The 14339-nt window shown below is 63.7% G+C and carries 15 protein-coding genes; 4 read left to right on the forward strand and 11 right to left on the reverse strand.

The features are described 5' to 3' along the window. Positions 1-104 precede the first annotated feature (104 nt). The gene (locus ACV1FX_RS13915) at positions 105-1829 is read right to left on the reverse strand and encodes a cation:proton antiporter (protein ID WP_473118121.1); all 1725 of its coding nucleotides are present in this window, start codon (positions 1827-1829) and stop codon (positions 105-107) included. Positions 1830-1896: 67 nt separating this feature from the next. Here ACV1FX_RS13915 and ACV1FX_RS13920 point away from each other — a divergent pair, with 67 nt between their 5' ends. Then, on the forward strand, positions 1897-2430 hold the full coding sequence (locus ACV1FX_RS13920; RefSeq protein WP_473118122.1) for a DUF3124 domain-containing protein: 534 nt from the start codon (positions 1897-1899) through the stop codon (positions 2428-2430). A 65-nt stretch (positions 2431-2495) separates the two neighbouring features. Then, complete coding sequence (locus ACV1FX_RS13925; RefSeq protein WP_473118123.1) at positions 2496-3731, forward strand: aminotransferase-like domain-containing protein; 1236 nt, start codon at positions 2496-2498, stop codon at positions 3729-3731. 8 nt (positions 3732-3739) lie between these two features. Here ACV1FX_RS13925 and ACV1FX_RS13930 read toward each other — a convergent pair whose 3' ends face one another. Beyond that, entirely contained in the window at positions 3740-4012 is a 273-nt protein-coding gene (locus tag ACV1FX_RS13930) for a helix-turn-helix domain-containing protein (RefSeq protein ID WP_473118124.1), read from the reverse strand. Between the two features lie 203 nt (positions 4013-4215). Between ACV1FX_RS13930 and ACV1FX_RS13935 the strand changes: the two genes are divergently transcribed. Both ACV1FX_RS13935 and ACV1FX_RS13940 read left to right on the forward strand, forming a co-directional pair. Beyond that, a complete protein-coding gene (locus ACV1FX_RS13935; RefSeq protein ID WP_473118125.1) occupies positions 4216-4683 on the forward strand; it encodes a hypothetical protein in 468 nt (155 codons plus the stop codon). An 87-nt stretch (positions 4684-4770) separates the two neighbouring features. After that, a complete protein-coding gene (locus ACV1FX_RS13940; protein WP_473118126.1) occupies positions 4771-4992 on the forward strand; it encodes a hypothetical protein in 222 nt (73 codons plus the stop codon). A gap of 60 nt (positions 4993-5052) precedes the next feature. Here ACV1FX_RS13940 and ACV1FX_RS13945 read toward each other — a convergent pair whose 3' ends face one another. The 9 genes from ACV1FX_RS13945 to ACV1FX_RS13985 all read right to left on the reverse strand — a co-directional run bounded on the left by ACV1FX_RS13945 (position 5053) and on the right by ACV1FX_RS13985 (position 14272). Then, the gene (locus ACV1FX_RS13945) at positions 5053-5871 is read right to left on the reverse strand and encodes an aldo/keto reductase (RefSeq protein ID WP_473118127.1); all 819 of its coding nucleotides are present in this window, start codon (positions 5869-5871) and stop codon (positions 5053-5055) included. 154 nt (positions 5872-6025) lie between these two features. Then, the gene (locus tag ACV1FX_RS13950; RefSeq protein WP_473118128.1) at positions 6026-7600 is read right to left on the reverse strand and encodes an alkaline phosphatase D family protein; all 1575 of its coding nucleotides are present in this window, start codon (positions 7598-7600) and stop codon (positions 6026-6028) included. 113 nt (positions 7601-7713) lie between these two features. Next, entirely contained in the window at positions 7714-8124 is a 411-nt protein-coding gene (locus tag ACV1FX_RS13955; RefSeq protein ID WP_473118129.1) for a hypothetical protein, read from the reverse strand. 134 nt (positions 8125-8258) lie between these two features. Next, positions 8259-9698 (reverse strand): M20/M25/M40 family metallo-hydrolase, encoded by a 1440-nt coding sequence (locus tag ACV1FX_RS13960; RefSeq protein ID WP_473118130.1) that lies wholly within the window; start codon positions 9696-9698, stop codon positions 8259-8261. A 95-nt stretch (positions 9699-9793) separates the two neighbouring features. Further along, a complete protein-coding gene (locus ACV1FX_RS13965; protein WP_473118131.1) occupies positions 9794-10285 on the reverse strand; it encodes a RidA family protein in 492 nt (163 codons plus the stop codon). 23 nt (positions 10286-10308) lie between these two features. Beyond that, positions 10309-10731 (reverse strand): c-type cytochrome, encoded by a 423-nt coding sequence (locus ACV1FX_RS13970; RefSeq protein ID WP_473118132.1) that lies wholly within the window; start codon positions 10729-10731, stop codon positions 10309-10311. Then, on the reverse strand, positions 10731-12326 hold the full coding sequence (locus ACV1FX_RS13975) for a flavin monoamine oxidase family protein (RefSeq protein ID WP_473118133.1): 1596 nt from the start codon (positions 12324-12326) through the stop codon (positions 10731-10733). Before ACV1FX_RS13975 ends, ACV1FX_RS13970 begins: the two co-directional genes overlap by 1 nt. Positions 12327-12473: 147 nt before the next feature. Beyond that, on the reverse strand, positions 12474-13475 hold the full coding sequence (locus ACV1FX_RS13980; RefSeq protein ID WP_473118134.1) for an NAD(P)H-dependent flavin oxidoreductase: 1002 nt from the start codon (positions 13473-13475) through the stop codon (positions 12474-12476). Between the two features lie 59 nt (positions 13476-13534). Then, positions 13535-14272 (reverse strand): SDR family oxidoreductase, encoded by a 738-nt coding sequence (locus ACV1FX_RS13985; protein WP_473118135.1) that lies wholly within the window; start codon positions 14270-14272, stop codon positions 13535-13537. Positions 14273-14339 lie beyond the last annotated feature (67 nt).

The following is a 14339-nucleotide window of genomic DNA, read 5'->3' on the forward strand; positions in this document are numbered from 1 at the left end:
CGCAACCGCTTATGCCTTCGGCAGGTCCCGCCAGCACGGGCTTGCGCCGGAAATACCAGAGATATAGGCCCCGCCCGGCCGCGTGGAAGGCCGCCCGAGCGAGCCTATGGCAGCACTTCGCGCCGCTCGCTCAATCGCAGGTCAAGCTCGGTCCGCTTGTCCTCCAAAAGGCCGGCCTGAGCTGCCTCGATCACCGTGAACAGCTCATGCGCATCGCTGAGGCGGGTGACGGTGACATAGTTGGCGCCCGCCGCGTAGAGTTCGCCGACATCGGACAACAGATCGGCGGTCGCCACGATCAGGGCGCTCGGGTTGAGCGCCCTGACGTGGCGGACCAGCTTCTCGTTGGTGGCGCCTTTCAACAGCGCATCGGGCACGCTGAGAATAATTATCTCGGACTTGCCGACGCCGGCATGGACGAGCGTGTCGACGTTGCTGATGTCGCCATAGATGACATGCAGGCCGCGCGAAAGCAGCGTCTGGTACACATTCGGGTTGAAATCGACGACCGTGATCTGCTCCAGCAGCACCGGCGCCTGCCGCTCGATCTCCGCGAGCAGCGCGCTCGCCGCACGGAAAAAGCCGAGGATGACGATCCGCCGCGCCTCGTCATGGCTCCCTTCGTGCCCTTCCTCGGCGTGAGCGTGATCGAGGTCGCGCAGGCCAATCCGCTTCAAGGGGATGATCGCCCGGCGTGTGATCTCGTCGCTCCTCACCATCACGAAGGTCGAGAGCACTGCGAGCACCACGAAGGCGAAGGAGGCGGCGTTGGCCGTTTCCTGGGCTATGTGGTTGTCGGTAACGCCGGTCTGGATCACCACCAGCGAAAACTCGCTGATCTGCGCCAGGTTGATCGCCGGCAACAGGCTCGCGCGCAGGCCCTGCTGCATCAGATAGAGCGGCACGAAGGTGGTCACCAGCCGGCTCACAACCGTGAAGGCCGCGATCATCAGGGCCAGCCCGATCACCGACACGTTCGGCACCGGAATGGTCATCCCGAGCGCAACGAAGAACAGCGTGATGAAGAAGTCGCGCAAGGTCGTGACCTTGGCGGTGACGTCGAGCGCGTAAGGAAAGGTCGAGAGCGAGACGCCCGCGATCAGCGCCCCCATCTCGCGCGACAGCGACAGCCGCTCGGCGGTCTCGGCGACGAGGAAGCACCAGGCGAGCGCGCCGAGCAGGATCAGCTCGGGGCGGCGGGCAATCTGGTGGAACAGGCGCGGCAGCACGAAGCGGCTGACGAGAAGCGCGGCCGTGACCAGCACTGCGACGCGCGCAATCGAGAGCAGGACGACGCTCGCTTGCAGATCCGCAAGGCTCGGCTGCACGGCGAGGAAGAGGATGGCGAAGATGTCCTGGAGCACAAGGACGCCAAGGGTGATGCGGCCGGGCAAGGTGTCAAGCTCGCGCTTCTCATAGAGCACCTTGACGATGATGACCGTGCTAGAGAGCGCGCAGGCGACGCAGAGATAGAGCGCATCGAAATGACCGCCGCCAAGCGTCAGGCCGATGGCGGCGAAGAACAGGATGCCGAGCAGACAGCCGCCGAGGAGTTGGCCACCGGCTGCGAACAGGATCACTCGTCCCGCCCGCACGATCTTCTTCAGATCGATCTCGAGCCCGATCATGAACAGCATGAAGATCAGGCCGAGCTCGGAAATGACGCTGATCGATTCCTGTGACTTGACCCAGCCGGCGCCGAATGGACCTATGCAGAAGCCGGCGATAAGATAGGCCAGGATCAGCGGCTGGCGGGAGAAATGGGCCACAAGCCCAAGCATCCAAGCGAACAAGATACAAAGAGTGATATCGCCAATGAGTTCGTGCATCTCGAAGCAGTCCTTTTTGCCGCACCCTAGAGGCGGGGTGCAGCGCGGCAAACGAGCAATTCGTCACATGCCAATCGTCCTGGCAATCATGCTCGCATTGATAGGTGGCCTGCTCGGCGCGGCGCTGCCTGCCGCGGCACAGCCCAAGGTCAATATCGAGCAGAGCTTCGCTGATTCGCTCACGCTAATGCCGAAGGAAGAACTCGCCGTTTCCGGCGGCTTCTACGTGCCGGCTTATTCCAGCGTCGCGATGAGCCAGGGCAAGCTGCGGGTCGACTTCTCGGTGACGCTGAGCATCCACAATGCGTCGGAAACCCTCCCTTTGGTGCTGAAGCGAATCGCCTATTTCGACACCGCCGGCAAGATGATCGAGAGCTACCTGAAATCGCCCGTCACGCTGAAGCCGCTCGCGACGGTCTCCATTGTCATCCCGACCGAGGACGTCCGCGGCGGGACGGGCGCCAACTTCATCGTCGACTGGGCGGCAGCGAGCGAGATTGCCGAGCCTGTGGTCGAAGCCTTGATGGTTGGCGGCGTTGCCAATGCGCACTACGCTTTCATCAGCCAGGGACGCCCGACCCGGACGGTCGGCAAGAACTAAGGCAACAACCACAAGGCCTGCCGGCGCAACGCCGGCCGGCTCAACAAGAACAGAGGAAACTGCCCATGACCGCCAAGTTCGACTTCGCGCCCCTGTTCCCGCCGGGGCTGCCGGCTCCTTCTGCGCGCTGGACCGGGCTTGCCAAATACAGCTTCGTCGGCGGCAACAATGATTCCGAGCAGGTGCCCGTCGATGGCCTGATCGAGGCGGTTGATACGGTGCTAAGGCGCGAGGGTCGCAACCTCGCCACATACGGACTGGCGCATGGGCCGCAGGGTTACCTGCCCTTGCGCGAATTCCTGAGCGCGAAGCTGAAGCGCGATGCCAACATTAGCTGCACGATCGACGATATACTGATCGTCTCCGGCTCATTGCAGGCGCTCGACCTCGTCAACCAGACGCTGCTCGCGCGCGGCGATACCGTGATCGTCGAACAGGAAACCTATCAGGGCGCGCTCAACCGCCTGACGCGGCTCGGCGTGAATACCGTTGGCATCCCCCTCGACGGCGAGGGCATGCGCATGGACACGCTCGCATCTGTGCTCGCCGACCTGAAGGGCCGCGGCATCCGGCCGAAATACATCTACACCATCCCCACCGTGCAGAATCCGACCGGCAGCATCATGCCGGAAAGCCGCCGCGCCGAGCTGTTGCGGCTTGCGGCCGAGTATGGGGTCCCGATCTTCGAGGATGATTGCTATGCCGACATCGTTTGGTCAGGAGAACGGCCGCGGGCCATCCATGCGATGAGCGACAAGGGCGGCGTCATCCATATCGGCTCGTTCTCCAAATCGATCGCGCCGGCGCTCCGCGTCGGCTTCATCGTCGCGCCCTGGGAGGTGATGTCGCGGATGCTCGCGCTGAAGACGGATGCCGGATCCGGCGCGCTGGAACAGATGGTGCTCGCCGAATATTGCCGGCCGCATTTTTCGACCCACGTGCCGGCGCTGACGCGCGTGCTGCGCACCAAGCTCGACACGCTGATGGAGGCACTGAACGAGCAGTTCGGAACGGCTGCCGAGTTCGAGGAGCCCAAAGGCGGCATCTTCCTCTGGGTGAAGCTGCCCGACCATGTCGACACGCTAAAGCTTTATCAGGCAGCGCTCGCGGCAGGCGTCTCGATCAATCCGGGGCCGGAATGGTCGACCAGCAAGGGCCACGCGGGCCCGCGGCTGCGACTCTGCTTTGCCAGCCCGACGCACCAGCAGATCCGCGAGGGGGTTGCCGTGCTCGCCGAGGTCTGCCGCAGGGAATTCGGCGTGCCGGCGCGGATCGCCAATGTCGAGAAGGCGCGCGCCTGAGACAGACGTCAGGCTGCCTGCGCCTGGCTGCCGTGGATCGCGGACGCCAGCCGCAGCAGGAGGACGATCGAAACGTTGCCCTTGCCGGCCTCGATCTGCGCGATGTAGCGCTCGGAAATTCCGGACCTGCGCGCGAGCTCCCGCCGCGACAGATCACAGCGCATGCGCGAGGAGCGCACGCGCTCGCCGAGTTCGGCCAGGAACTCGGTTTCGGAATAACGCGGAACGGCGTTGCCGCCCGGCAGCGCTTCGCCCGCGAAATCGGTGACTTCATCCAACATTGATCTATCCACGATGGCCTCCCGAAATCTCATTATGGCGCGACTTCGGGCCGCCTCATTGACGCGGATCAAACAGCAGAACGATCGGCTGGCGCGGCGGCAGGCCCGCCAACCCGTCTCGTGAGTTGCGACGCGAAATAAGGATGCTAGGATTCCGGCGTTTGCCGGGGGACTGGGGGTACGACGTGAGACGATGTCTTTTGATGCGCGGGACGATGGCCGCGCTGGTCTGGCTTGGGCTCGCGTCTGCAGCCAGCGCCGAGACGCTGGCAGCGACGATCATCAACTGGGGACTGCTCGGCTCCTGGGCGATCGATTGTTCGCTCCCGCCCGACCGAGACAAGGGCGCGGTGCTCACCTACGAGGTCAGGCCGGACGGCAGGGTAATGTACCGCCGCAACTTCGGTGATGCCACAGACGAGAACGAAGTGGTGGGTGCTTCAACCGACGCAGACGGCCAGCTCATTATCATGGTGTTCTTCCCATCTCTGCATCAGGCGCGCGAGTTTGGCCTCGCGTTGCAGGAGGGCGGCAGCCTGCGCGCGATCTACAATCGGGGCGAGCGCGGAGACTACACCATCCGCGACGGCAAATTCGTCAAGACCGCAGCGCCGACGCCTGCGCAGCACCGCTGCGGCAACAGCACTTGGGCGCGCGCAAGCCGAAGCTGAACAGACGTTCAGAATTCTCCTGCCAGTTCCTCCGGAACGTTCGCCTGCATACGCGGTTTAAATTGGCGTTCATTGGAGGAGGATATCATGAGGAAGCTTGGCTATGTCGTCGCGGCTCTGGGTGCACTTGCGATCGCGGTGCCGACGATGGCGAGCGCCGAGACGGTGGTGATCAAGAACCATCATCACGGCCCCTACGGCGCCCGCGCCGAATTCCGCGAGCACCGCGACTACGGCTGGCATCGTGGCTGGCGCCACCATGGCGACAATGTCGTTGTGATCAAGCGCGGTCATCGCCATTACGACTAGCGCATGTTGAAATGGCCCCTGATGGGGCCATTTCTTTGTGTAGACGGATGAGCGGAAAAATTAGTCCCACACCGGCGCAAAGCCGGGATTGACGCAGCGCCTGTCCTTCGGCAGCGCCGCAATCCTTTTCCGATCGGTGTCGTCGAGCGTGATCTTCAACGCACCGAGATTGGCCTTTTGGCTCTCCGGCCGCGACGCTTTCGGAATTGCCGCAACGCCATTCTGATCGAGCAACCATTTCAGCGCGACCTGCGCAGCGGTCGCTTCGTGCTTGCGGCCGATCTCATCCAGCACCGCATCGGAGGCGATGCGTCCCTGCGCGAGCGGGCAATAGGCAACCAGCGGAATCGATTTTGCGGCGAGATAGTCGACGACCTTCGATTGATCGAGCATCACGTGATATTCGACCTGGTTACAGGCGATCGGCGCCCTGATCTCCTCGACCGCGAGCTTCAGCAGCGCGGTGTTGAAATTGGCGACGCCGATGGCCCGGGTGCGGCCCTCTTCCTTCAGCCTCATCAACGTCTCGAATACCGCCGGCCAGTTCGCATTGCGCGACGGCCAGTGCACGAGATAGAGGTCGACCTGGTCGAGCCGGAGCTTGTTCAGGCTGGCGTCGCAGGCGCGGCGGATCGCGTCCGGTGCGAGGTTCTCGTGCCAGACCTTCGTCGTGACGTGCAGCTCGCCACGCGGCACGCCGGCGCCAGCAATCGCTGCGCCAATTGGCTCCTCATTGGCGTACATCTCGGCGGTATCGATGTGGCGATAACCGATCGACAGCGCGCTTTCGACCGCCGCGCGGCAGGCATCGCCCTGCATGCGGAACGTGCCGAGGCCGAGCTTGGGCATGCTGAGACCCTGGGTTTTCAGATTTTCCATGAGAACACTCCTGACGAATTCCAGCCCGCCGAATGCGCGCGGCAAATGCCGCGCAAGCAGACTTTTCGATAGTGGAAGAGCGATGACGGGGTGAGCACTATAGCGGGGCGCCACCGCGCGGCCAATCAAGATCGGGTTAGCTGGCGCCAGCCCTTCAAGAGTGCTGTGCCACCACGGCGGGACGCACTTGGGGCTGCGGGGGAATATCGACTGACCAGAGGTCGCGATTGTCGACGTCCTTCAGCGTCACGGTCATGACCTCCGTGCCGCCGTCGATGTCGACGCGGCCAAAGAACTGGAGCCCGAAGCAAGGTGCGAGATTCTCGCCCTGCTCAGCACTGCAGCCGTGCTGATAGATCGCGAGAGGTCCAAAGGTGTTGTCGAGTTCGCCGGGTCCCCAGGTGCCGGCGTGGAGAGGGCCTGAAACGAACTCCCAGAACGGTTCGAAATCCTGGAACACCGCGCGGTTGGGATCGTAGTAATGCGCGGCGGTGTAGTGCATGTCGGCGGTGAGCCAGACCATGTTACGCACGCCGGCGCGCTTGATGAAGGAAAGCAGGTCCGCGATCTCGTGCTCGCGCCGGTCGGGCGGACCGTCGCCGAGCGCGACGGCATCGAGGCTGATCAGGCCGATCGGCAGGTCGGCCGCGATCACCTTCCAGGTCGCGCGAGAGGCCGCAAGCTCCCGCTTCAGCCAGGCGAGCTGATCACGGCCCAGGATCCAGCCATTGTGGTCCTCGCCCTTGTTCCAGGTGCCGTCGCGGTAGCTGCGCATGTCGATCATAAAGACGTCGAGCAGCGGTCCGTAAGCGATCTTGCGATAAATGCGGCCCTGCTTCTGCGGGAACTCGCGGATCGGCATGAAGTCGAAGAACGCGCGCCGGGCGCGCGCGACGAGGCGTGAGGTGCCGTGGGCGTCGAAGCCGGCCTCGTCGAAGCTGCCATGAGGCGACCAGTCGTTGGTCACCTCGTGGTCGTCCCATTGCGCGAACATCGGCACCTCCGCGTGGAAGGCGCGGAAATTCTCGTCGAGGTGATTGTATTTGTAGTTGCCACGAAACTGCGCCAGCGTGTGCGCGATTTCCGATTTCTCTTCGGTGACGAGGTTGCGCCAGGTCTCGCCGTTCGGCAGCTTCAACTCGGCAGGAATGGTGCAGTCGGCATAGATGTGATCGCCGGAATGGATGAAGAAATCCGGGCGATTATCGAGCATCGTATGATAGCTGCGCATGCCGCCGCGCGAGGTATCGATGCCCCATCCCTGCCCGGCTGTGTCTCCGGACCACACGAACGAGACCGATCGGCCAGCGACCGGCGCGGTACGGAAATGTCCGGTGCGCGTTTCGCCGGCGACGCCGGTCGCGATGTCGTCGAAGCGTACGCGATAGAAGACGTCCTGTCCGGGCGGAAGGTCGCGCAGCAGCACCTTTGAGGTGAAGTCGGCATCCGGCAGCGCGTCGGTGGCTACTTTACACAGGATCGTCTTGAAGCTTTCGACGGTGGCGCATTCAACCTGCATCCGCGCGGGCCTGTCGGCGCGCGCCCAGATGACGGCGGAGCCTTCGGACACATCGCCCGACTGGATGCCGCCCGCAATCAGCGGGCGGTCAGCGGCGCGGCTGAGATTCGGTTTGGCGAGAGAGCCGAGGCCGGCGAGCGCGAGGGAGGATGTGGAGCGGACCAGAAATTGCCGCCGGGTCCATGCGCGCGAGGCGCGGGGCGTTGCCATGCAGGAAACCTTCGTCGAATCGCGACGAAGGGTGCCTGCGCTCCTTGACTCCAGGCCGACGTTTTCTTGACTCCGCGCCTACCGTTTTGCGACCGGCGGATGACGCTGCTCGTTCAATGCTTCCAGTTGCAGATGCCGCCCGACCTGCACGGCCAGGTCTGGATGCGTGTGTCCATCGCCTGCGCATCCAGCGGACTACTGTGCCGATGCGCAAGCTTGGTGCGGGCAGCGCCACGCGGTTGCGCACTCTTCGCATGGGCAACCCGCGGCTCCGGCGCCTTCACGCGCTCGGTCACGACCGCCTTCGGCGTGACGTCGGGCACGGCGCGCGCCGCGTCACTTCTTGCTTCCACCTGAACCGGCGCGAATTGCGTCGCGGGGCCGAGCCGCTTCGGCGACAGCACCGCCTTGGAGAGATCGAGGCCGAGGTATTCGTCAGGCTTGTAGTCGTCAGCCATCGCCGCGCTGCTGCATGCGAGCATGAGCGCGGTGGCGAGGCCGAGAGAAACGCTTTTCAGGACCAAGAGAGGCCTCCTGAAATTCAATTAAGGGCAATTTACCCCTATTTAGGAGGCGCGAGGCGGATTTCCAGCGGCAGATTGCCATCACGGTTACCGCCCGCAGAAGCCAATCCCCCATTCACAGGCCTTTTGCAGGCTCAGGAACCGCCGGCCAGCGTCTTGACCAGTCGATAGAGATACTCCTGTCCGTTGTAGAACGACGCCACGGGAACACGCTCGTCCTTGCCGTGGATGCGGTTTTCCCCAATATCGATCGCCATGCCGGAATGGCCATAGGTCGGGATGCCCGCATTGCGCAGGTAGCTGCCGTCGGTGGCGCCGGAACTCATGACCGGAAGCACGATCGCGCCGGGGAAGAACTCGCCCGAGAGCTTTTCGATCGCGCCCATGATCTCCTCGTGCAGCTCGCTGGGCGCACTGATGACAGCCGTATCGATCTGCGTCAGCTTGATGTCGGGATCCGCCAGCACCTGCTCCAGCGTTGCCTTGACCTCCTCGACCGGCTCGCCCGGCATGATTCGGCAGTTGACCTTGGCACTGGCCGACTGCGGCAGCGCGTTGATGGCATGTCCGCCCTGCAGCATCGTCGCGACGCAGGTCGTGCGGAGCTGGGCGTTGTAGACGGGGTTCGCAGCGAGCCGGACAAACGATAGAGCCGCCGGATCGGGCTTGTCGGACATCACGGCGCGCATGTCGGCCGCGGTCTGGTCGTTCTCGAACTGCGCGCTCTTCTCGAAATAGCCTCGGGTCGTCGCGTTCAGCTTGAGCGGGAAGTTGAACTTGGACAGGCGCACGAGGCCTTCGGCGAGCTTGTAGATCGCGTTGCTCTTGCGCGGCACCGAGCTGTGACCGCCGGGATCGGTGACGTCGAGCTGGAAGCTGACCGGGATTTTTTCGCTGGTCTGGACGCCGACGCGAATGGGCTTGCCGTCCTTCAGCCCGACGCCGGCGCCCTCGTTGAGCGCAAATTCGGCATCGATGAGGTCGCGCTTGTTCTTGATCAGCCATTGGATGCCGAGGCCGTCGCGGTCGAAAATCTCCTCGTCCGTCTCCAGCGCGACGATGATGTCGCGTTCGGGCTTGTAGCCCTCCTGCTTGAAACGGATCATGCTGGTGATGAAGGCGGACGCCATGTGCTTGTCGTCGGCGGTACCGCGACCGTAGTAGTAACCGTCCTTCTCCGTGAATTTGAACGGATCGACCGACCAGTCCTCACGCAGCGCCGGCACGACGTCGAGATGCGCGACCAGCAGGATGGGCTTGCGCGCACCGCTACCGTGCAGGCGGGCGACAAGATTGCCCTTGCGCGGCGCGGGCGAGAAGACCTGCACGTCCGACTCGGAAAAGCCTGCCGCCTTCAGCCGCGCCGCCATCGCCTCAGCCGCGCGCTTGGTGTCACCGGTCGCGGTGGTGGTGTCGATCTCGACAAGCTCCTTGTAAACGTCGTGGGAGAGCTGCTGCTGCGGGCTCAGGCCTTCGGCAGCCGCCGCGCCGCCTGCGAGCAGCAGGGCCGCGCAAGCCACTGAAAGAAGCGCGTCCCGGCACGAGAAATTGTTGTTGGCGATCGTCTTCTTCATATCATGCTCCCGGAATGCGGCCTCGCTGAATTCAGACAGCGGAGGTGCGCTTTGGCAAGCGCGATCATCCTGTCGTTTTTGCAACCGCCCCCAGCCTATTTCGCGTCCTTGACCGCGATCACCTCGATCTCGACCAGGAAGCCGGGATTGGCGAGCGAAGCAACGCCGACCACCGAGCGGGCCGGAAGATTGGGCTGGCTGCCGCCGAAAAACTGGGTGTAGCCCTCCATGAATGCCTTGAAGTCCATCGGTGCCGACGCATTGTGCACCAGGAAGACCTGCATCTTGACGACGTCGCCCATGGTGAGGCCGAGCCCCTCCAAAATGCCTTTGATGCGGTTGAGCACGCCGACAGTCTGAGTTTTGGTGTCGCCATAGGCCTCCCGGCTCTGGGGATCGGCATCCTTGTTGGCGACCGGCGGCACCTGGCCGCTGACATAGTAGGTGGTGGCATTGCCCGTCACCTGCACGGCCTGCGCGATCGGAAAGGTCGAGTTCGGAATGGGATGCCGGATGACCTCGGCACGAACCGTGCCCGCATGGGCAATCGCGAGCAGCCCAATGACGGCGGCGGTTCTGAAATTCATTGGTTTCCCCTTTTGCCCGGACGTCAGCGACGCGCGTCCCTCACCTCGTTCGCCGTCACTGAATCGTCGTAAGTATTGCCGAAATGGGTGCGCAGATAATTCACGACAGCGGCGATCTGCGCGTCCGTCATCATCTCGCCAAACGGCGGCATGGCACGCCGGCCATTGAGCACGAGATAGACGGGATAGCCGCGCGCCTGCAGATTCTTGTCGGCGACGAGCGACGGATAGACGCCGGCGCCAGAGGCTCCGCCGGCATCCGGCATATGGCAGCCCTGGCAAACATTGGCAAACAGCTCCTCGCCCGTGGTTTCTGCGAAATTGAAGCCCGAGCTGAAGATCCGGCTTTCGGGGCCGTCATGCGCCCGCGCAGTTGCCGACAGCATCATGAGTGCCGACAAGGCAAGCCGCGCCGACCATCGCTCCCGTCGAAAGCCCTGATTCATCACGTCTTCACCACACGGTCGTGCAGCCGCGCAATCGCGTCGAGCGCGGAGAGGATCGCTCCCTCCTGCCAGGCCGGCAGCGCGGAGGCGTGCTCGCCCGCGAGCACGATGCGGCCGTCGATCTGGCAGAGGTTGTCATAGTGCGCGGCGCGCGCCTCATCGCTCCAGTCGCCGCTGCAACCGAGCACGAACGGGACCCGGTGCCACGCAACCGCGATACCATTTTCGAATTCGCTTTTATATTGCGGGTGAATGGCGGCGCCGAACTCGACGGCACGCGCAATCCGGTCGGCCGGCGACATTGCGGTGAATTCGTAGGAGTTCGGACCGTCGAACAAATAGGCGCCGAGCAGCACACCGCGCCCTGCGCGGTTGTAGTCGTAGTTCGGATAGGCGATCTGGCGGATCGGCAGATCGGTGTAGCTGATGCCGCCATAGATCGCTTCGTCCTCCTCCCAGAACCGGCGCTTGAATTGCAGACCGATCTTGACGGAGGCGGCATAGGGAACGGCATCGATCGCCGACTTCATCGCGGCGCTGACATCGAGCGGCAGCTGGCTCAGGATGGTCAAAGGGATGGTGCAGACGCACCAGTCGGCGTGCACCTGCTGCACCGCGCCCGGCTTCCTGGCATCGACATAGCTGACCGTGACGCCGCGCGCGTCCTGCTGGATCTGCGTCACCTTGGCGTTGTAGCGGATGAGATCGCCGACCTCCTTCGCAAAGGCCTTGCCGATCATGTCCATGCCGCCGACCGGCTGGAACATCGTGGTCTGGAAATTGTAATGCGCAAAACCGCGCAGATAGCGCCAGAGCCGCGACTTCAGCACCTCCGACAGACCAACCGGCTCGCTCGGCTCCGGCATCGCCGTCAGTCCGCCGCCGGGATCCCTGGTGTAGCCGCGGAATTCGGCCGAGATCAGATTGGCTTTGTAACCATAGCCATTGTCGAGCGCGCCCCAGGAGCGCAGCGCCTGGAGCAGGATCTCCTGATCCTCTTTCGACACGGTTTCGTCGAGCTTGCCCTGCTGCGTCACCTTTGCGAGCAGCTCGGCGATCTGGCCCTGGAAATCCGCCTTCACGGCGCGCAGCCGCTGCGGCTTGCCGCCGAAGGCGCGCACCGAATGCAAGAGAGCATTGTGATTGAGCTGATTGAATGGCTCGAGCGCGACGCCCAGGCGCCTGCAATAATCGAGCAGCGCTCGGTGATGGTAGGGAATGCGCCACGGCCCCGGATTGAGATAGAGACCGTCCTCGAACTCGCACACCTGCTTGTGGCCGCCGAGCTCGGTAAAGGCGTCGCCGCCCCGCAGCGTCCAGTTGCGGCCGCCGGGGCGGCTGTTGAATTCGAGGATCTGGACCTTGTAGCCGGCGTTGCGCAACTCCAGCGCCGCGGTCATGCCGGCGAGGCCCGCGCCAAGCACGAGCACGGAGGCGCCCTTCGGATCGCCTTCCAGCCGGATCGGCCCCTTGTAGCGCGACTCCGACGCGAGCCCGAGGCTCGTCATCGCATGATACATGGCCGCGCTGCCGGCCACCGTGCCGATCAACGCAAGAAGATCACGTCGCCTGACGGCCGCGGGTTCGCTTTGCATGGCGTTACGGGAGAGGGCCCAGTCCTGAACCGTCAGCAAACAGCACACCGCGAAGCGAGGCAACACACGCGTTGTTGATCAGCGCGCATACGCAGCATGATGGCATAGCTGATTGCGATGCTCATCATTTGCGCCGCCAATACGACGTCATGCGACCTTGCGCGCCGCCGCCGTGCCGTCGAGGAAGCCCATGAGGCGCCCGCGTATGATCGCATCCGCCTCGCTCATGATGCGGTCGACCAGTTCCTTGCACGACGGGATGTCGTGGATGAGGCCTGCGACCATGCCGCAGCTCCAGGCGCCGGCATCCATCTGGCCCTCGATCATGATTCTGGGATAGACGCCCGCCACCTGGTCGTGGATGTCGTCGATCTTCAATTTATCGCCTTTCTCGCGCTCGACCTCCAGCAGACGATCGACATTGGCGTTCTTCAGCACGCGCTCGGTATTGCGTAGCGCACGCATGATCAGGCGGGTGTCGAGCTCGGTCGCGGTGACCAGCGCGTTCTTCACGTTCTGGTGCACCGGCGCTTCCTTGGTGGCAATAAAGCGCGTGCCCATGTTCATTCCGCTGGCGCCCAGCGACAACGCGGCGACGAGGCTGCGGCCGTCGGCCATGCCGCCGGAGGCAACGAAGGGAATCTTCAGCTCCTCTGCCGCACGCGGCAGCAGGATCATGTTGGGTATGTCGTCTTCGCCGGGATGTCCGCCGCATTCGAAGCCGTCGACGCTGACCGCATCGCAGCCGATACGCTCGGCTTTCAGCGAGTGGCGCACCGAGGTGCATTTGTGGATCACCTTGACGCCGGCCGCTTTCAAGGCGGGCATGTATTGTTCCGGGCTGCGCCCTGCGGTCTCCACGATTCGGACACCACCCTCGACGATCGCGGCGATGTATTCGGGATAGGGCGGCGCTGAGAAAGTCGGGAGGAAAGTGAGATTCACGCCGAACGGCTTGTCGGTCATCTCGCGGCAGCGCGCGATCTCCCTGGCGAGCAGATCCGGCGTCCTCTGGGTGAGCCCGGTGATGATGCCGAGACCGCCGGCATTGGAGACCGCCGAGGCAAGCTCGGCAAAGCCGACGAAATGCATGCCGCCCTGGATGATCGGGTGCTCGATGCCGAACAGTTCGGTGATCGCGGTCTTCACGTAGACGTCCTCCCGGATGATTTATCTCGCGCGAGTTTAGCCGTAGTCTTGCGCCGCGGTCACCATTTCTCTCCAAAGGGACGAATCTCCATCTCGAAGGTCCAGGCACTCTTGGGCTGCTGATAGAGTTGCCAGTAGGATTCCGCGACGGAGGCCGGCGGCATCAGGAGATCGGGATTGTCGAGCGCGTCGGGACCGAGCGCCTCGAGGCGGCGCTGCCGTACCCACTCGGTATCGACACCGGAATCGATGACGAGATGCGCGACATGAATGTTCTTCGGCCCCAATTCGCGGGCCATCGCCTGGGCGACCGCGCGCAGGCCGAACTTGGCGCTTGCAAACGCCGCATAGCCGCTGCCACCGCGCAAGGACGCGGTTGCCCCGGTGAAGAAGATGTTGCCGCCACCGCGCGGCAGCATCAGCCGCGCCGCCTCGCGGCCCGCCAGAAAGCCGGAATAGCAGGCCATCTCCCAGACCTTCCGGAACACGCGCTCGGTGGTGTCGAGGATCGGAAAATTGACGTTGGCGCCGACGTTGAAGATGCAGACCTCGAGCGGCGCGCGCTTATCAGCGTCGTTGAGGAAAGCGATGATCTCCTCCTCCTTGCGCGCATCGAGCGAGTGGGCGTGGATCTCGCCGCCGGCCGCTTCAACGTCCTTCACCAATGGCGCAAGCTTGTCGCCGTTGCGACGGCCGGCGAAAACGGTGAAGCCTTCAGATGCAAACTTCTTGGCGATCTCGGCGCCGATATAGTCGCCGGCGCCGATAACCGCAGCCGTGGCGTTTCGCTTGGGCAAGGTCGCCTCCTCTCCTGGAGCCATGCCGCGGCGGCGACGACCGCCCACACGGCGCGGGCCGTTGGTG

The sequence above is a fragment of the Bradyrhizobium ingae genome (assembly GCF_055791185.1).